Below are 22,116 nucleotides of genomic sequence, written 5' to 3' on the forward strand. Positions count from 1 at the left end.
AGAAATCTTATTGGAAGAGATATTAGAAGTACTTCAAAGTATTAAGTATTTTAATGATTCCAGTATCAATGAAATCTCAATCGTTTTTAAATATTATAGTGAAGTATTTAAATTTATAAAAGAGAATTGGTTATAATCCTTATACAGGCGAATGGGAAGAATGGAGTACAAATCTTCTGAAGCAAAAAGCAATTGATTATTATGGAATGAAAGATGAAGTCGGAAAATAAAATCTGCTGTTTTTTGAAGGATAATTGTAAGTTACTTTACAAAAAATATAAAATATTGAATAAACTGACATGGAGTCCGGCTGATTTTAAAAAATCTCATGAATTTATTTTTTTAGAATACAGTGAGTTGGCTTTAAAAATAGCAAATTGGTCTTAAAAATTTTGTAGAAATTAAAAATCACACTATATTTGCACCACTGAAAACAATGATCGGATCGGGGTTTAAGGAGAGTTGGCAGAGTGGTCGATTGCGGCAGTCTTGAAAACTGTTGACTGTAACAGGTCCGGGGGTTCGAATCCCTCACTCTCCGCAAAATTCTCTGTAAATAATCATTTACAGAGAATTTTAGTTTGATAAACTAACTAATATAGGTGCTTAACTTACTTCTCAATTGTATTTAAAGATATCCCCAGATTATGCACATTTCTTACCTTTGAAGATAACTCATATAAAAAGAGAAAAATCTTTTCAAAATTTTCAAAGATAATCTTGTATAGAATCAATAATGATATCACTTAATTTTTATATTTTTAGGTATTGTATTTCAAAGTATAGAAAACTAATAGGCTTATTATAGCCGTTTAAAATTTTTATATTATCTTTTAAATATACTCCTAAATTGATAAAGTAATCTTTCTATTAAACGTAAATCATCTGTAACTATATCTGCTCTACCATTCATTTCTTGCTGAAATGTAATTCTTTTTTTATAAGAAGTTTGTAGTCCTTTGGGTAAAGAGACATCAAGTAGTAAATTGCCATCTTTGTCAGGAGTTAGAGAAATATTGTTGATAACGCCATCTAAGACTCCAAATTCTTGATCAGGATAATTGGCTAATTTAATATTAACAGTTTGACCTACCTTAACCTTTCCAAAATTTTGTGCAGGAGCCTTTACTTTTCCTATATACTGATTACCTCCGATAGGAATAATTGAAAATACATTATCACCAATATTTATACTTTGATTAACTGACCATAATTGTAAAAAGTTAACCCTACCATTTATTGCTGAGCGAAGAACATAGTTTAATTCCCAATCTTTTATAGATTTTTTTAATTGATAAAAAGATTGAAGCACATTTCTTTCTAAGTTTATATTTTCCTTATTTTCATTTATAACTGTGACTTTATTATTTTTATTAAGCTCGTTTATGGATGATCGTAATTGTGATATATTACTTAATATATTTTTATAGTTTTTTTGATCTTGAAGAAATAAAACCCTTTGTTTCTCAATTTCTTGCGTTGAAATCACTCCTTCTTTATATAATAATTCACTTCTGGTAAGATCACTATGCTTTAATTTCAATTCTGATTCATTAATACTTTTCTGAGATTCCAATAAACTTAACCTTTCTTTGAGTTGAATAGCTTCATAGCTTTGTGCATTATTTTCTACTTTATAAGGTTTAAAATTAATATTGAGCTGATTAGCAATGTATTCTTTTTGAAATGATGAAAATGCACTTTCAACATCTCCAAGCTGTGAAGATTTTAACTTTTCAAAAGGAAAATTTGATTGATCTAAATTAATTGTATCTACAATACTTTTCAATAAAAAAACATCTTTATAATGAGCAGAATTTTCAATAACAGCCAAAGGAGTATTTTTTGAAATAATTTCTTTATCCCTTACAAGTATAGCATCTATTTTCCCTGAATTTTTAGCAACTAATTTTTGGGGTGGAGTTTCTGTTGTTATTATAATTTGGGAAGTTATAATATCTGGATATTTAACAAACCAAGAGATAAGAAGTAAAATACTTATAAAACTTAATAATATTGTATTCCCCCACTTCAAAATAGTTTTTGGAGGATCTGTCAAAATATCTCTGACTTCCTCACTATAAATTTTTAGACCATCATTTATTTCGTCCATATTAATTGCCTAATTCTAATTGGTTTTTTACTAACTGATAATATTTACCACGTATCGAGACTAAATCTTCATGATTTCCCTGTTCTACAATTTCTCCTTTTTCAAGAACAATAATCTGATCTGCATTTTTAACTGTACTCAGTCTATGAGCGACTATAATTGATGTTCTTCCTTTAATGAATTGATTGAGATTTTCCATTATCACTTTTTCATTATTGGCATCTAAAGCAGATGTTGCCTCATCAAAAAAAACATAAGACGGGTTTTTATATACAGCTCTTGCAATCATCATTCTTTGTTCCTGCCCTCCACTCAACCGAATACCCGATGTTCCTAATTCTGTATTATACTTATTGGGTAAATTTTGTATAAACTCATCAATATTAGCAACAAAAGCAGAATGATATAGTTTTTCTCTATCAATAATTTCATTTTGTTCGGATTCAGATATATTACCAGCAATAGTATCATTAAACATAAAAGTGTCTTGCATTACCGCACCACAATTCATTCTCCAAAAATCATTATTTATCCCCTTTAAATCAACACTTCCTATATCAATACTTCCTTGTGTAATATCATAAAACTTTAACAAAAGCTTCATTAAAGTTGTCTTTCCACTTCCACTAGCACCTACAATTGCTGTAGTTTTTCCTTCAGGAATTACACAATTAATATTTTTTAACACAAATGGTGTAGATTTACCACCATATCTATAAGATACATCTCGAAGAATAATACTTTTATCTTTAGGTAATTCCTTTAGCTTATTTTCAGATACTACATCTTCATCTTCCTTGGTATGTACTTGAGAAAGTCTTTCTAGACTAATTTTAGCATCTTGCCAGTTCTGGATGAAAGTTATAGAGTTAGTAAGTGGAACATTCAGTTGTCCTACTATATATTGTATCGAAGTCATCATCCCTAATGTAAGATCTCCATCTATTACTGCTTTTGCAGAAAGAAAAGTGATGAAAATATTTTTAAATTCATTAATCGTACTTGCTCCAACACTTTGATATTGTGATAATTTTAAAGAACTTAAGGAGGTTTTAAATAATGTAATTTGTGTAAATTCCCATTTCCATCGATTTTTACGTTGTGAATTATTTAGCTTAATTTCCTTTATACCACTAATTATTTGCAATAAATTGTTTTGGCTTTGTGAAGTTTGGTCAAAACGCTTAAAATCTAATTCCGCCCTTTTCTTTAAGAAAAAGAAAGTCCAACCTGTATATAAAATAGCAGAAGCTAGAAAAACTAAAAATATTTTAAGACTATAATATGCTAAGATGCCATTGAAAACAATAAAAGTCACTATCGAAAACAACATATTGAGCGTTGAAGAAGAAACAAAGTTTTGAATACGAGTATGATCACTGATTCTTTGTAAATGTTCTCCTGCATTTCTGGTGTCAAAATAATTAACCGGAAGTTTAAGCATTTTATACAAAAAATCAGAAATCATTTTGATATTAAACCTACTTGTAATATGTATAAGTACCCATTCTCTAAAAATACTGACCAACGTTTGAGTTGATATAAGAATGAATTGTGATGCTAAAATCAAATATATAAATGGAATATCCTTGTTATTTACCCCAACATCCACAACCGTCTGCATTAGAAAAGGTAAAATAAATTGAATAACAGTAGCCACTAGCAAACCGATAAATAGTTGATTGATCAGTTTTTTATAAGGTTTAAAATAAGGATATAAAAATGAAAAACCTTTAGGTTGTATTTTATTGTCCTCTTGACTATCGAATTTTGTATTAGGTTCTAGTAAAAGACAAAATCCAGTTTCATCTGCTGCATTCGTCCAGGCTAATCTAAAATCCTCATGAGAATAGCTTAGCAAACCCTGCGCTGGGTCTGCTACAGAAATTTTATTTCCATCGGTTTTGTATACTACTACAAAGTGCTTTTGCCTCCAGGGCACGATAAAGGGAGTTGGCGCTTCACTAACTAGGCTTTCCATTGAAACTCGTACCCCTAAAGCCCTCATTTCAATAGCCTCCGCAGCTTCTGCTATACCTGCCATTGTCACACCTGTTGTTGTAATACTGGCTTTTTCTCGTAAAAATTCTCTAGAAAATGTTTTGCCGTAAAATTTAGCAATCATTCGTAAACAAGTAGGGCCACAATCCCTGCTGTCTAGTTGTTTATAAAATGGGAACTTATTTTTTATCGCCATATTACCTGATAAGGATATTTTTCATAAATAGCATTACTTTCACTAATTGTATTACCTTCTTCTGCATCTTTTTTACCTTCAGCTAAAAGAATATTAGCTTTAATATTATCATTCAAATATTTTAGGCATATAGCTTTATAGAATTTAGCATCTGAAAATCTAGGATATAGTTTTAGAGCTCTATCAAATTCTACAATTGCTTCTTTCCATTTTTGTTGTTCATATTTTGTAATACCGTAATAAAATAAAGTAACTGGATTTACCCAATCTTCACCGTTTTTATTGACCATTGTTTTAATATCATCCGATAATAATTTTTCTGCTTTATCAAACTGATTCAACTGAAGATAACACAAAGCAATGTAAAAGTTATAAGTATGATCCATTTCATATTGATTTCCATACTTTTTTACACATTCTTTAAAATCATCTATAGCCTTAGAATAATTTTTGACAAAAATACACAGGATAAAAGCTCGATATGCCTGATAACTTTCTGCGTCATATTGCACGGCTTTATTTATAAAGGGCATGCCTAGTTCATATTTTCTTTGCTTAAACAGAGGCATTGCTTTTTGCTGCCATAGGTAAGCGATTGTACTGTCTTTTTTCAGACCAGCATCAATATTATCTTGCCACTCTTTAGAAAAAAGCATATGGTTCCATGCACCATTTTCTAAATGTTCTTTTATAATTTCCTGTTGTGAAATTTTTCTTGCATCTTTTTCTTGGGATGAAAATAAAGAAAAGACGAAAAAACTAAATAAAAATGCTACCTTCATTAAGTCCTTTTTATTTATGTTAATGGATTTAGCTCTATAAACTTGGAGTAGGTAAAATTATAGGGCTGATTGCTTAAATCATAGACTTTAACTTCATCAAACCATTTTTTTGACATTTCTAACCAAGTATTTTTAATTTCTTTGTATATACTTAAACCATTTTCAGTAAAATATTTTAATGCATTTTCTTCTGCTTTAAATGGGTCATGATCAATTAAAATTAAATCATTATAACATTTATTAATATAGAATGCAATTCTTCCTTTTGCTTCGTGAGTTTGTCTTTTATTAAAATCTCCAGCATCAAGACAAGCATTTAAACATATAAAGCTCGTATAATAGGTATAAAGAGCATGGAATAATATATAGAAGTCTCTATTTTCAATAAAAGTTCCATCTGACAATTCAAGAGTTTCTAAAACTGTTTCTTTAGGAATTTTGAAAAAATCTTCAATATTGGACAGCAAGGTATAAAAGATAATATGACCTGTTTGATGTGCAATATCATCTATAAAAAAAACTTCATCATAATCTTCTTGATATGCATTATAAAAACCTATACCAACAGCTTTCTGAGTTGCAAAAGAATTCCTTTCGTAAGTATCCACATTGAAAATCATGCATTTATTAGCATATTTTTCAATTAACTGAAATTGTGTCGGTATATTCTTCTTAATGAGTTGATAAGCTGTAGTAAGATGCTCCAAATGCTCTTTCGTTACTTTTTCTATTTCTACCTCTATTAATTTTTTATCCACATTAAAAAAGCATTGTTCCAAAAGAGGAATAGGATACTTTAATACTTCTATTGAAGTGTTTTCTATTAAAGAAATAGTATCTAATGTGAAGTCTACTTTTATACCGTTCTCTTCTAAAAGCATTTCATTCTTATAAAATACAAGGTTTGTATCACTTTTATCAGTAATAAACCAGCCTATATTGGGTATATAAAATCTCCCAAAGTTATCAGTTTGTATTTGAAATTTATTTCCACTAGAAAATCCGGCCAGTATTTGTTCTAATTGTACAATACTACTGTCACTATTATTAAAATAAGCAAAAAACAAAGGTTCCTGATAAATTGTTTCACTTTCAAAATCTAAAGAATTAAAAATATCTGCATCTTTTTTGTAAAGTAAAAGCTTAATGTTTTGATTCTGTGTTTCCAATCCCTGCTCGAGAAAAGGTAGCAATATAGGTTGTAAAGGATTATTCATATTATTTAGAAAGAATTAACGGGATAAAATTATTTAAAGAGTGAATTGCAAGGCAAGTAAGAAAACCCATTCTAACTCTCGCATAGCATAGAATAAATCCAGCAAAGATTTGAGGCGCGAATGTTATCAGGTAGTAAAGTATAGAATTATCAGTATTCGTGTAGTTATCAAAATGAATAGCACCAAATAAAATGCTGGATATAATAATAAACTTTTTTTGATTATTCAACCAAAAGTTGATTAGTTTTTCATTTTCATATTTTTTTAAAAGAAAAAATAAAAGAAAAAATATTGAGCAAAATATCACAGTAAAAAAAATATAAATATCTGACTCTTAAACCATTCAATGTTAAATATTAAGGAAACCATCCAAACTAGCAAATATGTAATTGAAATACTAACATTAATTTTACTATATACAATCCATAATCTAAATATAATTTCTTCTAGCAAGGGACCTAGCAATACTGAAAGAAATATAGAGTTTGTTATAGACCTCATTTCTTCATCATTCTTAAGTGGCTCAAGAATACCTTTGGTTTGTAGAAAATATCTTATACTTATAAATAAAAAAAGTATCAAATAATTTAATACCAGTAGTACAGTTGAAGAAATTATTTTTGATCTAATTGTAAGTGAAAATACTATTTCTTTATATGGCTTAAAATAAAAGTATACGAAGTTCTTTATATAAATCATCAAATCATTAAAATAAATTCAATTAAAAAGAAGGGCTTATAAGCCCTTCCTATTAAAGATTAATACCTTGAGACCTAAGAATAGCCTTAGATATTTCTCTAGCAACTTTTCTAGCCTGTCCAGCAAAACCATGGCATTCAGCGGCATCTCCTCCTTCAATCTTTTGCATTACTTCTTCTGTTTGTACTTTTTCCGCCATTGCTTTGAAAGCATCAAGGCTTAATTTTTTGTTTTCCATCTTTTGATTTTTTATGATGATTAATATTACTTTGTCATATAACCCTGACATGGGCTTCAACATGAACACCTCATATTATATTTTGTACTGCGCACATACAAAACAAACATTTGTGTTTTTATCTGGAGCAAAGATGCAGTAGCTTTTTTGTTAATAAAAGAAAAGTATATCGGAATTGATCAAATTTAATACTCTTATAATGCGTAATTGATCAAATTCGACAAAATAAATATGATTAAAATGTTGATTATAAGTTGCTTAAAAAGCAATGATTTCTCATTAGAGAATAAGTATTAGAATTTGTATTTTTGTGGCAGAAAACACACAATGCAAAAAAAAACTTTATTATTTATTTTTTTCCTTTGGAAAAATTTATTCTTTTCACAGGGTATGGATGGTTTTCGTATACCGGACTCTTTAAGAAAAAAAAGCTTTGAACAATTGATCCATGACTACAATAAAGTCCTCAGAATAGATAATGAGAAGGCAGAATTGTACGCAAATATTATTCTTAGTAAAGCAAAAAAAGAAAAAAATGATGATCAGATATATGATGGTTATTATAAATTAGCTCATGCAAAAGGATTGAATTCCAAAAATGGACTTACTTATGCAGACTCTTTAATAAAAATAACACAAAAAGTCAATACAAAAGAATACCCTGCAAAAGCATATATTATCAAAGGAATTTTACTGAATAATGAATTTAAATATAAAGATGCATTAAATCAATACATAAAAGCACAAAGTTTATCTAAAAATAAAAATTCAGACCAGTTTTACTATATAAAAAAATTAGTTGGAATTTTAAAGACTGCTACCGATGAAAATGATGAAGCACTTCCTCTTTTTTTAGAATATTACCAATATCAAAAGGGGAAAATGCAAACCAATGATAAAGACATTAAAAGTTATATAGGTTCAATTTTTTCTGTATCAAATTCTTATAGTAAAAATAAAAAATATAAGGAAAGCAAACTTTATAATAAAATAGGTATTGCCGAATGTGAAAAATATAATGATTATAGCCAATATGTTTATTTTATTATGTCTGAAGGTATTGCAGAATACTATCTGAAAAATTATGCTATTGCGTATGCAGACTTAAAAGGAATAGAGAAAGATCTTCTAAAAAATAAAGACTATGCTAATTTATCAATTTTATATTACTATTTAGGAAAAATTAATTACGAACTTAATAAAGAAAATGTAGCAATACAATATTTTATAAAATCTGACTCATTGTCATTCAAATCTAATGATTTTGTACCCATAGTAAGAGACCAATATGGAATTTTAATTGATTATTATAAAAAGACTGGAGATGAAAAAAAGCAATTAAAGTTCATTAATAAACTTTTTTATGCAGACAGCATTATTAATAATAGCAAGCAATATTTATCCAAGGAAATTTATAAAAAATACGATACTCCTATTCTTCTAGAGGATAAAGAAAGAATAATATCTGATTTGAATAATAAAAATTCAATATTATATTGGTTTTTAGGAAGTGGCATTTTAGTTATTTTTTCTTTAATATATGTATATAAAAAAAGAATTAAAGAATACCAAAAGCAGGCAGATCTATTAATTAAGAAGTCAACATCTTCTATAATTTCATCTGTTCCATCTTCTGAAACCAAAAAACTAAAGATTTCTTTAGAAGAAAAAACTAAAGGTTTATTGCCAGATGATAAATTACAGGATCTCAAAACAAAATTAGAGCAGTTTGAAAAAAGTAAGAAATTTTTGCGAAAAAATATTACTATAGATAGTTTAGCAAAAGATTTAGGAACAAATCGTGACTACCTATCAAAATCAGTAAATGAATTGAAAGGAAAGAATTTTTCACAATATTTGAACGAAGTGAGAATTAATTATATAATACAAGAATTAAAGGATAACGAAAAATTAAGAAAACACACTATTTTATCGATTGCTAATGATATAGGATATAATAATTCTGAGTCTTTTGCAAATGCTGTTAAGAAGATCACGGGTACTTTACCTTCTTATTATATTAAGTTATTACAAGAACAAGTAGAAAAACAAAATGAATGATAATGAGCATCTTGTAAAATTTTGTATAAGAAATTGACCAATTTCGATATCATTATTTTTGACAAACGAAACGAAGGAATTTAATTTGCAACTTTAATTATTAATTTTTACACAAATGAAAAAACAACAAAAAACAGAAAAAAAATTATCATTAAAAAAATTACAGTTAGTTAAAATTACAAATGGTTTGAATTCTATTAAAGGGGGACGTGCTGCTTATGTAGGAGATGACAATCAAACAATTGTAGAGCAGACTATTCTTGGTAATAATAACGGATAATCTTTTTGAATGAAAAAATTCTTCTTTATATATTTTGTCTTTTGCTTACAATTTGTTTGGTGCCAAAAAATAAGCTTAAAACAAATTGATATTAAAAATGTATCAAATACAGAAAATATTGTAAAATATTTAGCCAATCAACTTAAAGATAGATATATCGAAAAAAAAGATAAGGGTATTTATTATGATGATCTTTTCAGAATAAATATTATTAATGAAAATTATAATTTATCTCTTTCACAGCTAGATTCTCTTAGAAATATTACAATGAAAAATAATTCTATGATAGCTAGCGCAATGGGAAGTCAATTTGAAATTTATATTAATACCGTTAAACGGGCACCTAATAAAGACAATTTTGATAAAATATATGAAGAAGAATTCAAAAAAAAGTATGAAAAGTTACCTTTAAAATCACAAATTATTCTATCCCAATATTTTACTTATGATCCAATATCTTTAAAAAAAGATATTAATGGAATCGTTACAAATAATATAAAGCAGGATAGTATTGATATTTCGGATGCTATAAAATTATGTAGAAAATACAATATATATGATGTAGGAAATAAAACATTCAAATTAGGGGCATATTTAATTAAAAAATCTGAAAAAGAGGTATTTACAATATATGATAGTATAAAAATTACCACAAAAGATAATGGAATTCTTACATTAAGCGTTGTATTAAATAATAAAGCTCCAAAATCTCAAAGCACAATACTTATAAATACCATATATTCAGATCCAAAAAATATTAATGATGCTAAGAAGTTAGCTTCAGATAATTATATTGGAGTTATTCTAAATACAAGAGGGAAATATTTAAGCAATAATAGTATAGAGCCTTTTGAACATGAAGTTGAAGATATTAATGAAGCGATCAATTGGATTATAAAGCAGCCCTGGAGTAACGGAAAAGTGGGAATGATTGGTGGGAGCTACTTGGGATTCAGCCAATGGGCAGCTACAAAAAAACTCCATCCCGCATTAAAAACGATAATACCACAGGCTGCTGTAGGAATAGGTACAGAAGATTTTCCCATGAATAATAATATCTTTACATCTTATGCTATACGATGGTTAAATTATGTAGTGAATTCAAAAATGACTGATTATGCAGACTTTAGTGATGTAAAAAAATGGAACTCCACATACAAGCAATGGTATATAACTGGGAAGCCATTTAGGCAACTAGATTCTATAAGTGGAAAATCTAGTATCATTTTCCAAAGATGGCTTAATCATCCAAGCTTTGACAGTTACTGGAAAAATATGATTCCTTATAAAAAAGATTTTTCTAAAATTAATATTCCAATATTAACTATTACAGGATATTTTGATGCTGACCAATTGGGAGCATTATATTATCTCAAAAATCATTATAAATACAATACAAGTGCTGATCACTATCTAATAATAGGCCCTTATGACCATTCTGGTGCACAAGGATACATAAAGAGCGAACTAAAAGGATATACAATTGATTCTGTTGCAAATATAGATTTTAGTAAGATTTGGATTGATTGGTTTGATTATATTTTAAAAGATGGTAAAAAACCTTCTTTTTTGAAGAATAAGATTAATTACCAGGTTATGGGTACTAATCAATGGAAAAATGTAAATTCTGTTGAGAATTTTAATAAAAATAAATTAAAATTTTATTTAGAAAATAACGGTTTATTATCAGATGTAAAAATAAATGATGAAAGTTTCTCATCCCTAAAAGTAGATCTCAAAGATAGATCTGATGCCGATGAATTATTAAATCTAAAGAATGATATAGTTGAAAATAAAATATACACTAAGAACAGTTTAATATTCACAAGTAATACATTTGAGAAGTCTTTTGAATTCTCAGGTAATTTTTCTGGAAAATTTAGATTTTCAATTAATAAAAAGGATATAGATATCTATATTTATTTATATGAGCTAATGCCCAATGGAAGATATTTTTTATTATCAAATTATTTAGAAAGAGCTAGTTATAATAAAAATAACGAAAAAAGAAATTTACTTACCCCTAATAAAAAAGAAACAATATCAATATCAAATAATAAATTTATAAGTAAAAAAATAGAAAAAGGAAGTAAACTCGTTGCGATGGTAGGGCTTGTGAAAACCCCATATTATCAAATAAATTATGGTACAGGAAAAGACGTAAGTGATGAAACTATTCTTGATGCAAAAGAACCACTGGAAGTTAAATTATATAATGATAGCTATATAGATGTTCCTATTATTCAGGAATAGCCATCTAAAAAATTGCAATTAATCAAAAACTACCAATTCTAAATTCAACTAAAGGAGGCCGTACAAATAATTTCAACAGAGAATAACCTCCATATTACCAGTCCAAAGAAAATAAATGTCACGCTTTCCTTACCAGTTTTTTAATGAGTATGTAGTGCGTACTCCTTTATTTTCACGCAAAAACTTTCAACAGGCAATAAGTAGTAAAGATGAAATTACGGATTTAGAATTGAAAAAAATCATCTCTAATCCAATATTTCAGGAAGCTATTTATTTAGCTTCACCAAATTTACATGATGAGCTCGTTAAATGGGTTAATTCAGAAAAAGAGTTTTCCAAAAAAGAACTTCAAAAACTAAAACAGACCATATTAAAATACTATAGTCGAATAAGTACACGCTGTACTCCATTCGGCTTATTTTCATCTGTTGGGTTGGGAAACTTCAGTTTGGACATTCAAAACATTTTCAGTAACAAAACTAAAAATCATCAATTCTCAACTGATGATCTCTTGCGCGATACAAAATTGGACATGTACTTTCTTGTTTCTTTAGCCCAACATTTTACACAGCAACCAGAGATAAGAAACAGGCTTTTATTTTATCCTAATAACAGTATTTATAAAATAGGTAATAAAATTCGATATATAGAATATCAGTACACCGGAGGAAAAAGGGAGTATATTATTTCTTTAGTACCAATTTCTGAGGAACTCCAGCAAATATTGAATTTTTCAAAAGAAGGAAAAACTATACAACAAATTGCAGAAATTTTGATTGATGAAGAAATCACACAAGAAGAAGCCATAGAATTTGTGGAGGAACTCATCAATAATCAAATACTTGTAAGCGAGTTGGAGCCTAATGTTTCAGGAAATGATTTCTTGGATACTATTATTACTATTTTAGGAAGAAGAGAAATTAAAAACGAAGCCGAAATTTTAATTTTGATAAAAAATAAACTGGATGAAATAGACCAAAATATTAGTAATCCAATCTCTAAGTATGCTGAAATCGAAGGGTTAATAAAATCCTTCGAAATAGAATATGATCCAAAGTATCTTTTCCAAACCGATCTTTATAAAAAAACTTTGTTTCATTTGTCATTTGAATGGAAAAAACAATTAAAAAAAGGAGTAAGCTTTTTGAATAAGATTACTTTGAGCCAAAGAGAAAATGAGTTTTCAAAATTTAAAAAGGCATTTACCGAAAGATTCGAAACACAGGAATTACCATTACTATATGTCCTAGATAAAGAAGTAGGTATTGGGTATAGACAAAATGTTTCTACAAAAGGTATTCATCCATATTTAGAAGACCTGATACTTCCGGTTTCACAAAAAAGCCAAGATAAGAATATTGAGCTTACTTCGGTTCATCAAATCCTTAATGAAAAGGTACAGGAAGCCTTATTAGATAATCAATACAGTATTGAATTATCAGACGAAGATTTTAAAGATTTTGACGAGAAATGGGATGATTTACCCGATACAATTTCCATAATGACAGAACTCATTTCAGATAATAATCAGAAAAAGTTATTTTTAAACGGAACTACGAGAAGTAGCGCAGCCATTCTTCTAGGGAGATTTTGTTCTGAAAAATTGGGAGTTCAGAATTTAGCAAAGACCATTGCTGATAAAGAGAAAGAGCTGAATCCTGATTGGATTTTGGCGGAAATTATCCATTTACCAGAAGCAAGAATAGGGAATGTAATAAGAAGACCAACTTTACGACAATATGAAATTCCTTATCTGGCTCAATCGATTTTACCAGCAGAAAACCAAATACCAGTGGATGATTTGTATATTTCTTTGAGAAACGATGAGATTATTTTACGTTCAAAGAAATTGAAGAAGAAGATTATTCCTTATTTAACAAATGCCCATAATTACTCTATAAATACTCTTCCTGTTTATCATTTTCTATCTGATTTATATTCTCAGAATATAAGATCTGGACTTCATTTCAGTTGGGGTGGATTAGAACATATCTATAAATTCTTACCAAGGGTAGAATGTCAGGGTATTATTCTTTCAAAGGCGCGATGGAAGGTTTTAGAAAAAGATATTTCTTCTTTAAGTTTATTAATTTCGGAAAAGAAAGATTTTTTACTGGAACTAAAAAACTGGAGAAATAAAAGAAAAATTCCTGTATGGATTCAATGGATAAAGTTCGACAATACTTTAACTATGAATTTGGAAAATTATGATATGGCCAAGCTCTTTATCCAAACAGTAAAAAGTGAAAAATCAATTCTTATTGAAGAGTTTTTATCTAATAAAAACGATGATTTTAAACATGAATTTATTTTTCCTATGTATAAACATAAATAGCTGCTATGATGAAAAGAAAGTTTATTCCTGGAAGTGAATGGCTGTATCTGAAAATTTATACGGGTGTGAAAACTTGTGATATTATTTTAGAAGAAGCATTACAGCCTTTGATAGAATATTTCCAAGAAAATAAATATATTTCAAAATGGTTTTTTATTCGTTATAATGATCCCAAACCGCATCTGAGGATAAGGTTTAAATTGGATAATATTGATGATTACAGCAAAATTCTTAAAAGAACCAAGGAAGTTTTACAAAATTATATAGAAAGTGGTGAAGTTTCAAATATCGTAATTGATACTTATAATAGAGAAATTGAACGTTATGGTGAGAATACGATACAACATGCTGAGACATTATTCTACATAAATAGTGAATATGCTTTACAATGTTTATGTTATGATGATGAAGAAAAAATCATCGTTTCTATTTTTTATATTGATGAACTTTTAAACAAACTCAATTTTTCTGTTCAGGAAAAACTAGATTGGATCAAAGATTTTAATATCACTTTTAAAAAGGAATTTAACACGGATAAAAAACTTAGTTCCCAATTGGATAAAAAATACAGAGATTTTAAACCAAAATTAATAGATTTTCTTACATCTGAAGAATTTTTAGAAGAGAGAAATACTATTCTTTTTAATATTGAAAAAAGTAATCCTGTAATACAGAATATTATTTTTCATTGCGAAGGCCAAACTTTACAAAGTTTCTTTCAAAGTATATTTCATATGAATATCAATAGAATTTTTGTCTCTTACCAGCGTTTATTTGAGATGCTCATTTATGATTATCTAGTAAGGTATTATAAAATGAAATTGTACATTCCTTGATAAATTTCTGGTGACCAATAATATAGCTTCTTTTATTATCTCACGGAGTTAAAAATACAGTATATTATGAGCCTTTATATTAAAAAAGAGGCTATCTCATCCAAAATATCTCATATCAATCAAAACTAAAATAAAAGCCTGGACAACAAAGCTGCCCAGGTATAATTTGTATCAATTCATTGAATACAAATTTAAAAAAAATATAAAATAAATGTTGGATGATGGAGGCTGCAATTATTCTTGCAGTTATTCCATATCTTAATTAGAAAACTATCTTGGCATATGTTTTTGTAATTCGTTCATATTGATCCCCAATCCTCGGGCAACGCCCATTCCTAATTGTACGCTGGCTCTGAACCAGTGGCACAACTGTCTCAATATAATCTCATCCCTTTTAGGTCCTTCTATTCCGTTCATGGCTTCAACAATATTATGGATTGTATTTGCTCTATTCGTATCGTTCATTACCTGATCAAACAGAATTCCGGGTTGTGTGTAATGGTCGTCATCATTTTCGTTTCTGTCAAAATACCCGGCAACATTACTTTGGAGCACCTGTGGTCTTGTTTTGTATGATGGATCTTCAAAATTTCCATCAAAGCTGTTCGGGAAATAATTCGGAGAATCTCCTCCGTTATCAGTAAATTTCATGGCACCGTCTCTATGATAATTGTTGACCATAAATGGGCAAGCATTTACAGGTAAATCCTGATAATTAGTTCCTATTCTGTAGCGTTGGGCATCAGGATATGCCAAAATTCTTCCCTGTAACATTCTATCGGGAGAAAAGCCAATCCCGTCAACTATATTTGCTGGGGCAAAGGCAGCCTGTTCAACATCTCTGAAATAATTGGGAGGAATCTGATTCAATTCAAAGTAGCCTACTTCAATTAAAGGATATTCTTTTTGTGACCAGGTTTTTGTCACATCAAATGGATTCCATTGAAATTTTTCGGCTTGTTCTTCTGTCATAACCTGGATGAACATATTATATCTCGGAAAATCGCCCTGTTTGATAGCATTGACGAGATCTCTTTGCGCATGATCAGGATCTTCCCCCTTGATTTTTACAGCCTCGGAATTTGTAAAATTTTGTATCCCTTGAGCAGATCTGTAATGGAATTTTACATAGACAAGATCATTGTCCGCATTGATCATCGTAAAGGTGTGGCTGCCATATCCGTGCATATGACGATAAGAACGAGGAGTACCTCTATCAGACATCACGATCAGTACCTGGTGTAATGATTCGGGGTTTAGAGACCAGAAATCCCAAGTCATGGTAGCACTTTTATAATTGGTATGAGGATCTCTTTTTTGAGTATGGATGAAATCTGGAAATTTCTTCGGGTCTTTGATAAAAAATACGGGGGTATTATTACCAACAATATCCCAATTGCCATCTTCAGTGTAAAATTTCACTGCAAAACCACGGGGATCTCTTTCTGCATCTGCTGAACCTTTTTCGCCACCTACAGTTGAAAATCTCACAAACATTTTTGTTTCTTTTCCTACTTCTGAGAATACTTTTGCTCTGGTATATTTCGTAATGTCATGGGTTACTACGAATTTTCCGAATGCTCCGGTACCTTTTGCATGAACAATACGTTCCGGAATTCTTTCTCGGCTGAATTGAGCCATTTTCTCATGAAGGAAATAGTCTTCCAATAATACGGGGCCTCTAGGGCCCACTGTTTTTGAGTCTTGGTATCCTTCAACTGCAGCACCGGCATTGGTTGTTATTTTTGAATTGCTTTTCATTACGTTTATCTTTTTTGTTAAAACTTTTGTCAAAAGTATTTAGAAATTATAATTGATAAAAACGAATATTTCAATACCTTTATTGATGGAATAGATAATTGTTGTTTTTATGAATTTTCATCAGTTAGGATATGTGATGGCAGTGTGTGAAGAGAAAAACTTTATGGAGGCTGCCGAGAAGTGTAATGTGACACAATCGACCTTGAGTACAATGATTTTGAAACTGGAAGAAGAAATCGGAATCTCAATTTTTGACCGAAAGACAAAACCTGTGCAGCTGACAAAAGAGGGAAGTCTTCTCGTAGAGAAAATGAAATTGATTATCAGGGAGGTAGATGATTTTAAGGAAGTAGTTAAAGAATTAAAAGGAGAACTTTCGGGAGAACTTAAGATTGGAGTGATTCCTACTGTTGCTCCCTTTGTTTTTCCGTTATTTCTGTATGAATTTTCGAGGAAATTTCCGATGATAACTCTGACAATTCGTGAAGATGTCACCGAGAACATAAAACGAGATCTTCTGAACAGAACGTTGGATATTGGCTTTTTATCTCTACCCATCGATAGTAACGACCTTGTACAGACGCCATTGTATGACGAACATTATAAACTGTATAGTTATGTGGAAAATGAAGTGATAGAAAAGGAAAAGATAGACCTTAGAGATATTAACAAAGAAAAGCTTTGGTTATTGGCCGAAGGACATTGCATGCGTACTCAAATTGAAGAACTGTGCTCAATGAACCGGGAAGTAAAGGAGTGGGAAAACTTAAATTATGAAGCTGGAAGTATAGATACCCTGATAAGACTTGTAAAGCAGACCAAAGGCCTTACTCTCTTACCCTATTTGTCTACGATTGATTTTACGGAAGAAGAGAAAAAATATTTATTTTCATTCATGGATCCTGTGCCTGCCAGAAAAATCGGTTTGTTGACGCATAAACATTTTGTGAAGCAAAAACTCCTGAAAATCATTAAGGAAGAGATCCTAGATGCAGTTCGCAAGCATATAGATATTAATAATTGATATAGCGTACAAATAATCTTCCTGTCATAAAGTATTTTTCCCTAATCCCTAATCCCTAATCCCTAATCCCTAATCCCTAATGTGATAATGGTGTTTCTACGAAGATTATTCCTCATAGAAGCACCTTATAGTTTGTCATTTAGAGAGAATTTTTACTTGAAAGATAAACGACCAGTAAAGCGGCTCCGCTCCAGCATAACATTTGGATCAACGCAAGATTCCAGCCTCCCAATGACCAGCTGAGAAGTCCAAAGAAAGTTCCTATTCCTGCGCCAATGAAATAGGTAGTCATATAAACGGTATTGAGCCTGCTGTGAGCTTCTTCATCCAGAGAATAGATCCGTGTAAAATTGGTGATCTGTGTAGCCTGCACACCGATATCCAGAAATAAAATAGCACCGATAAGCACATACAGAGAGCTGGGAAATATACGCATCGCTAAAATGCTTAAAAACACCATACCCACTGTTAAAAAAAGGTTTTTGAAGACTTGTCCTTTATCTGCTAATTTTCCAAAATAAGGAGCAACCAAAGCACCTCCAATCGCAATAATGCCAAACAAACCTATTTTCGAGGCAGTATAATGGAAAGGCTCACTACTCAGACGGAAAGTTAGAGTTGTCCAGAAAGAGCAGAATACCCCAAAAGTCAGAGAGCCTAAAATAGATGCCTGTCTCAGTGTTTTGTACTTTCCGATTAAGGAAACTGTAGATTTCAAAAGACCAGCATAGTTTCCCTTGAACTTAACGGGAACTTCAGGTAATATAAAATATAACAGTACGCTGCTGATGAATACCAGAATGGCTGAGAAAATAAAAACACTATGCCATCCCCAAAGATCAGTAAGCCATCCGCTGATGAGTCGGGAACCTAGTATGCCACATAGAATTCCGCTGAAAACAATTCCGACATTTTTACCTCTGTTTTCCTTTCCTAAAGTAGCTGCCATAGGAAGAATTATTTGTGCCGGAGTTGAACATACCCCAATGATAAAACTTAATGGGAGAAGCACAGAAAGTTGAGTCGAGTTTGCTAATATCAAAAGCATAACCACTAACAGTGCACATATAGACAAAATTAGTTTCTTTCGGTTGACTTTATCCCCGAGAGGAAGAAGGAAAAACATTCCAAGTCCGTAACCCAGTTGTGAAAGCATGGCAATTTTTCCAACCGCATTTTCGGAGCTTCCCAAACTGTCTGCAATATCTTTCAGGATGGGCTGGCTATAATAAACATTGGCAACAATAGCCCCTGCAGAGAAAGCCATTACAGGAATAACAAGTCCACTTTTTTGAATTGTTTTCATTACATTTTTTATCTGCAAACTTACATTCCGTAAAAAATCAAAAATTGTATGTTTCGATATATTTTTTGTAATTTTAGATAAAATATAACAATGAAGCTCATTCAGTTTGAAGCGTTATTTATAAGAGATTTTAGTACAGAACTTTGGCCATTTCCTTTACATAGTCATAATCATTTTGAACTGATGTATATAAGGAAGGGTAGAGGAGTCCATATTTTAAATGGTAAAAAATCAAACTACTTTTCCGATTCGGTATTTTTTCTGCTTCCTGAAGATGAACACGATTTTCAGATTGAAGAAGAAACCCATTTTAGTGTGATAAAATTTCTTCCCGGTATTTTAAAAGGAGGAATAAATACCAACAATACAGATTTTTGGGATAATTTTTTGCACGGCCTGGCGAGAAAATTAAAGTTGAATTATGAAACCCCTATTCCGGCATTTCAGTTGGAAAAGCTTAGATCTGTTATTGAAGTTCTTATTTTAGACTGGAGACAGCGCGGCGAAAAAACAGGCGAATTACATACTCATCTTTTGCGCAGTATTTTATTGATTCTGAATAATTCTTTTGAAGATAACAAAGAAAAAGATATCCTGAGATTAGGAGATTCATTCATAGACAGGATACAGAATTATATCCACGCGTACATCTGTTATCCTGATAAACTTTCTGTAAAAGAGTTGAGCGAAGTTTTTAAAATGTCAGAATCAGGGCTAAGAATCACTTTTAGAAAGAAAATGGGCATTCCGTTGCGGGAATATATTCATTCTTTGAAGACACAGCTTATTAAAGAACGCATCGTTAACAGCAGTTCTACCTTTTCCGAGATAGCCCGTGATTTCGGGTTTACAGATCCAAGTCATTTCCACCGTTTTTTTGTTCATCATACGGGATATACTCCTATGTTTTACCGTAAAGAGAACCTTATTAGTAACCTTTGATTGTAAAAGAATAAAAAATATGCTATCCGGCTGTCTGTTGATAATTTTTTCTAAAGGCTTGTGGAGAAACACCTATATTTTTCTTGAAAAACTGGGTGAAATTGGGCTGATCAGCAAAACCTATACTATATCCAATCTCCTGCAGCGTTAGATCGGTTTGTATGAGCATAGCCTTTGTTTCCTCCAGAAGCCGTATTTTAATATGGGTACTCACATTCTGGCCTGTATGTCTTTTTAAAAGCGTATTCAGTTGATTAGGATGTATAGACAGGGAGTTAGCAAATTCTTTTGCTGTTTTAATTTTAATAGGATTGTTGACATTGATCTGGGAAGTTTCATCTTCCAGCAATTGAAAAAAATCATGAACGTGTCTGTACTCTTGAGATACCATACTTGGAGCAGGAAAATTACCGACTTTAACACCTTCAATCATCACCATTTGTATATAAGTTTGAAGCCTGTCTTCAGTAAAAGAGTCATTTGTTTTCATTTCGCTCATCATCTCCTCAAGCCAGCGATCGAATAATGGAATATGCTCATTTTTCAGCTGAATAACATTTTTTTCAGATTTTGTGAATAGTTCATATTGTTCCATTGCCAGTTTCAGTATCGGTTTTGATTCGATAAATTTCTTTTTGAAGAGAACGAAATAACCCTCAGCTTCTTCTCCTAGATTTTTCCATGACACGATCTCGTTAGGATGCAAAAAAACAATGGCCGGTTGGTCCAGATAATAGGTATTCATACCAATGGTAAGGACACTTAATCCTTTTGAAAAATAAAGAATCTTATAGAAATCTCTACGGTTAGGAGAAAGGTAATTTTTGCAGGGATCGTCTCTTCGGCTTACGACCTGTATATTACTGCTGTTAAAAGATTCATGAAATACGGGTAAAATATCACTCATATTTTTTAGCAGATCTATTTTTTTATTTTCAGAAGATTGCGCCATGATCTATTATTTTAATAATTACAAAGATAAAAAACTGCCGGCTGTAGTTTTTTATGAATAATGTTGTATAATTTATGAAAATCAAATTGATTTTATATAACTGTTTCAAGATGAGACGAAAATATATTCGTGCATTCAGATTAAAATACTACAGTTTGATTTTCATAAATGATCTCATGTTTTTAATAAGGTCTAGAAATCTTAAACTGCCTAATTTTGACCTGTCAAGTTGAGGATATATGATGATCCTAAAACACAATAATAATTTAAATACAATAAAAATATGAAAAATCAAAAAACATGGCTTATTACAGGAGCCTCACAAGGATTGGGATTGCTAACCGTGAAATATCTCTTAGAAAAAGATCAGATTGTGATTGCAACGACAAGGGACCGAAATACATTTGATTCATCTCTATTAGAACATCATAATCTAACAGTAATCAGTCTCGATATTACCAAAGAAAATGATGTAGAAGTCGCAGTGAATACCATTATTAAGGAATACGGAAAAATTGATGTTCTGATCAACAATGCCGGTTATGGCTTCCTTGGGGCTGTTGAAGAAGCTTCTTCATCAGAAATAGAAAAGGTTTTTGCCGTGAATGTAATGGGAACGCTTAATCTCTTGCGTTATGTTCTTCCTTTTATGCGCAAGGAGAGAAACGGGCATATCATCAATTTTTCATCTGCTTCAGGCTTGGTAAGTTCTTCAGGATTTGGAATCTATAATGCAAGTAAATATGCTATTGAAGGATTAACAGAGGCTTTAAAGCTTGACGTAGAAGGACTGGGAATAAAGGTTACATTAATAGAGCCTGGTGCATTTCGTACCAATTTTTTAGGGAGCTCCCTGGGTATCGCAGAAAATGAAATCTCAGATTATGCAGACACTGCAGGGAAGTATAAAAATATTTTCTTGGGAAATAATGGAAAACAACCCGGAAACCCGGAAAAAGCAGTGGAAGCAATCGTAAAGATTACAGAAATGGAAGAACCTCCATTGCGCTTACTTTTAGGAACTGATGCTTATAACAGGGTTCAAACTAAGATTCAACATCTCAATGAAGAGTTTGAACGATATAAGGAAATTACATTTTCAACAGATTTTATAAATTAA

General features: G+C 30.5%; 17 protein-coding genes and 1 tRNA gene. 9 read left to right on the forward strand and 9 right to left on the reverse strand.

Annotated features, from left to right (window positions below):
* Positions 1–456: 456 nt before the first annotated feature.
* Positions 457–541, forward strand: a tRNA-Ser gene (locus tag ACL9RH_RS02480).
* 285 nt (positions 542–826) lie between these two features.
* Here ACL9RH_RS02480 and ACL9RH_RS02485 read toward each other — a convergent pair.
* The 6 genes from ACL9RH_RS02485 to ACL9RH_RS02510 form a co-directional block, all read right to left on the reverse strand.
* On the reverse strand, positions 827–2,113 hold the full coding sequence (locus ACL9RH_RS02485; RefSeq protein WP_422691746.1) for an HlyD family secretion protein: 1,287 nt from the start codon (positions 2,111–2,113) through the stop codon (positions 827–829).
* Between the two features lies 1 nt (position 2,114).
* Entirely contained in the window at positions 2,115–4,310 is a 2,196-nt protein-coding gene (locus ACL9RH_RS02490) for a peptidase domain-containing ABC transporter (protein WP_422691747.1), read from the reverse strand.
* Positions 4,301–5,092, reverse strand: a complete 792-nt coding sequence (locus tag ACL9RH_RS02495; RefSeq protein ID WP_422691748.1) for a tetratricopeptide repeat protein — start codon at positions 5,090–5,092, stop codon at positions 4,301–4,303. The genes ACL9RH_RS02490 and ACL9RH_RS02495 overlap by 10 nt, the downstream gene beginning before the upstream one ends.
* Positions 5,093–5,106: 14 nt before the next feature.
* Entirely contained in the window at positions 5,107–6,309 is a 1,203-nt protein-coding gene (locus ACL9RH_RS02500; protein WP_422691749.1) for a hypothetical protein, read from the reverse strand.
* 1 nt (position 6,310) lies between these two features.
* Entirely contained in the window at positions 6,311–6,616 is a 306-nt protein-coding gene (locus tag ACL9RH_RS02505; RefSeq protein ID WP_422691750.1) for a type II CAAX prenyl endopeptidase Rce1 family protein, read from the reverse strand.
* A 444-nt stretch (positions 6,617–7,060) separates the two neighbouring features.
* The gene (locus ACL9RH_RS02510) at positions 7,061–7,246 is read right to left on the reverse strand and encodes a hypothetical protein (RefSeq protein ID WP_422691751.1); all 186 of its coding nucleotides are present in this window, start codon (positions 7,244–7,246) and stop codon (positions 7,061–7,063) included.
* 327 nt (positions 7,247–7,573) lie between these two features.
* On the opposite strand from ACL9RH_RS02510, the gene ACL9RH_RS02515 reads away from it, so the two are divergent.
* From ACL9RH_RS02515 to ACL9RH_RS02535, 5 genes are all read left to right on the forward strand, one after another.
* On the forward strand, positions 7,574–9,307 hold the full coding sequence (locus ACL9RH_RS02515; RefSeq protein WP_422691752.1) for a helix-turn-helix domain-containing protein: 1,734 nt from the start codon (positions 7,574–7,576) through the stop codon (positions 9,305–9,307).
* A gap of 115 nt (positions 9,308–9,422) precedes the next feature.
* On the forward strand, positions 9,423–9,587 hold the full coding sequence (locus ACL9RH_RS02520) for a hypothetical protein (protein ID WP_422691753.1): 165 nt from the start codon (positions 9,423–9,425) through the stop codon (positions 9,585–9,587).
* A 9-nt stretch (positions 9,588–9,596) separates the two neighbouring features.
* Complete coding sequence (locus ACL9RH_RS02525) at positions 9,597–11,840, forward strand: CocE/NonD family hydrolase (protein WP_422691754.1); 2,244 nt, start codon at positions 9,597–9,599, stop codon at positions 11,838–11,840.
* Positions 11,841–11,955: 115 nt separating this feature from the next.
* A complete protein-coding gene (locus tag ACL9RH_RS02530; protein WP_422691755.1) occupies positions 11,956–14,175 on the forward strand; it encodes a lantibiotic dehydratase family protein in 2,220 nt (739 codons plus the stop codon).
* 5 nt (positions 14,176–14,180) lie between these two features.
* Positions 14,181–15,011 carry a thiopeptide-type bacteriocin biosynthesis protein gene (locus ACL9RH_RS02535; RefSeq protein WP_422691756.1) on the forward strand — a complete coding sequence of 277 codons (831 nt, stop codon included), beginning with the start codon at positions 14,181–14,183 and terminating at the stop codon, positions 15,009–15,011.
* A gap of 270 nt (positions 15,012–15,281) precedes the next feature.
* On the opposite strand, the gene ACL9RH_RS02540 is transcribed toward ACL9RH_RS02535, so the two are convergent.
* The gene (locus tag ACL9RH_RS02540) at positions 15,282–16,772 is read right to left on the reverse strand and encodes a catalase (protein WP_422691757.1); all 1,491 of its coding nucleotides are present in this window, start codon (positions 16,770–16,772) and stop codon (positions 15,282–15,284) included.
* Positions 16,773–16,881: 109 nt separating this feature from the next.
* On the opposite strand from ACL9RH_RS02540, the gene ACL9RH_RS02545 reads away from it, so the two are divergent.
* Positions 16,882–17,796 carry a hydrogen peroxide-inducible genes activator gene (locus tag ACL9RH_RS02545; protein WP_422691758.1) on the forward strand — a complete coding sequence of 305 codons (915 nt, stop codon included), beginning with the start codon at positions 16,882–16,884 and terminating at the stop codon, positions 17,794–17,796.
* Positions 17,797–17,935: 139 nt separating this feature from the next.
* On the opposite strand, the gene ACL9RH_RS02550 is transcribed toward ACL9RH_RS02545, so the two are convergent.
* The gene (locus ACL9RH_RS02550) at positions 17,936–19,102 is read right to left on the reverse strand and encodes an MFS transporter (protein WP_422691759.1); all 1,167 of its coding nucleotides are present in this window, start codon (positions 19,100–19,102) and stop codon (positions 17,936–17,938) included.
* A 90-nt stretch (positions 19,103–19,192) separates the two neighbouring features.
* On the opposite strand from ACL9RH_RS02550, the gene ACL9RH_RS02555 reads away from it, so the two are divergent.
* Positions 19,193–20,044: an AraC family transcriptional regulator gene (locus ACL9RH_RS02555; RefSeq protein ID WP_422691760.1), complete on the forward strand. Its 852-nt coding sequence runs from the start codon at positions 19,193–19,195 to the stop codon at positions 20,042–20,044.
* 22 nt (positions 20,045–20,066) lie between these two features.
* On the opposite strand, the gene ACL9RH_RS02560 is transcribed toward ACL9RH_RS02555, so the two are convergent.
* Positions 20,067–20,996: a helix-turn-helix domain-containing protein gene (locus tag ACL9RH_RS02560; RefSeq protein ID WP_422691761.1), complete on the reverse strand. Its 930-nt coding sequence runs from the start codon at positions 20,994–20,996 to the stop codon at positions 20,067–20,069.
* Between the two features lie 283 nt (positions 20,997–21,279).
* Here ACL9RH_RS02560 and ACL9RH_RS02565 point away from each other — a divergent pair, with 283 nt between their 5' ends.
* On the forward strand, positions 21,280–22,116 hold the full coding sequence (locus ACL9RH_RS02565) for an oxidoreductase (protein WP_422691762.1): 837 nt from the start codon (positions 21,280–21,282) through the stop codon (positions 22,114–22,116).

Origin of the sequence: Chryseobacterium sp. Mn2064 (assembly GCF_049319685.1) — a bacterium.
GTDB lineage: Bacteria > Bacteroidota > Bacteroidia > Flavobacteriales > Weeksellaceae > Chryseobacterium.

Bases quoted from the DNA above. Each gene is read 5' to 3' on its own strand.
- ACL9RH_RS02485 (WP_422691746.1), bottom strand. From the start codon at position 2,113: ATGGACGAAATAAATGATGGTCTAAAAATTTATAGTGAGGAAGTCAGA.
- ACL9RH_RS02490 (WP_422691747.1), bottom strand. From the start codon at position 4,310: ATGGCGATAAAAAATAAGTTCCCATTTTATAAACAACTAGACAGCAGG.
- ACL9RH_RS02495 (WP_422691748.1), bottom strand. From the start codon at position 5,092: ATGAAGGTAGCATTTTTATTTAGTTTTTTCGTCTTTTCTTTATTTTCA.
- ACL9RH_RS02500 (WP_422691749.1), bottom strand. From the start codon at position 6,309: ATGAATAATCCTTTACAACCTATATTGCTACCTTTTCTCGAGCAGGGA.
- ACL9RH_RS02510 (WP_422691751.1), bottom strand. From the start codon at position 7,246: ATGGAAAACAAAAAATTAAGCCTTGATGCTTTCAAAGCAATGGCGGAA.
- ACL9RH_RS02515 (WP_422691752.1), top strand. From the start codon at position 7,574: ATGCAAAAAAAAACTTTATTATTTATTTTTTTCCTTTGGAAAAATTTA.
- ACL9RH_RS02520 (WP_422691753.1), top strand. From the start codon at position 9,423: ATGAAAAAACAACAAAAAACAGAAAAAAAATTATCATTAAAAAAATTA.
- ACL9RH_RS02525 (WP_422691754.1), top strand. From the start codon at position 9,597: ATGAAAAAATTCTTCTTTATATATTTTGTCTTTTGCTTACAATTTGTT.
- ACL9RH_RS02530 (WP_422691755.1), top strand. From the start codon at position 11,956: ATGTCACGCTTTCCTTACCAGTTTTTTAATGAGTATGTAGTGCGTACT.
- ACL9RH_RS02535 (WP_422691756.1), top strand. From the start codon at position 14,181: ATGATGAAAAGAAAGTTTATTCCTGGAAGTGAATGGCTGTATCTGAAA.
- ACL9RH_RS02540 (WP_422691757.1), bottom strand. From the start codon at position 16,772: ATGAAAAGCAATTCAAAAATAACAACCAATGCCGGTGCTGCAGTTGAA.
- ACL9RH_RS02545 (WP_422691758.1), top strand. From the start codon at position 16,882: ATGAATTTTCATCAGTTAGGATATGTGATGGCAGTGTGTGAAGAGAAA.
- ACL9RH_RS02550 (WP_422691759.1), bottom strand. From the start codon at position 19,102: ATGAAAACAATTCAAAAAAGTGGACTTGTTATTCCTGTAATGGCTTTC.
- ACL9RH_RS02555 (WP_422691760.1), top strand. From the start codon at position 19,193: ATGAAGCTCATTCAGTTTGAAGCGTTATTTATAAGAGATTTTAGTACA.
- ACL9RH_RS02560 (WP_422691761.1), bottom strand. From the start codon at position 20,996: ATGGCGCAATCTTCTGAAAATAAAAAAATAGATCTGCTAAAAAATATG.
- ACL9RH_RS02565 (WP_422691762.1), top strand. From the start codon at position 21,280: ATGAAAAATCAAAAAACATGGCTTATTACAGGAGCCTCACAAGGATTG.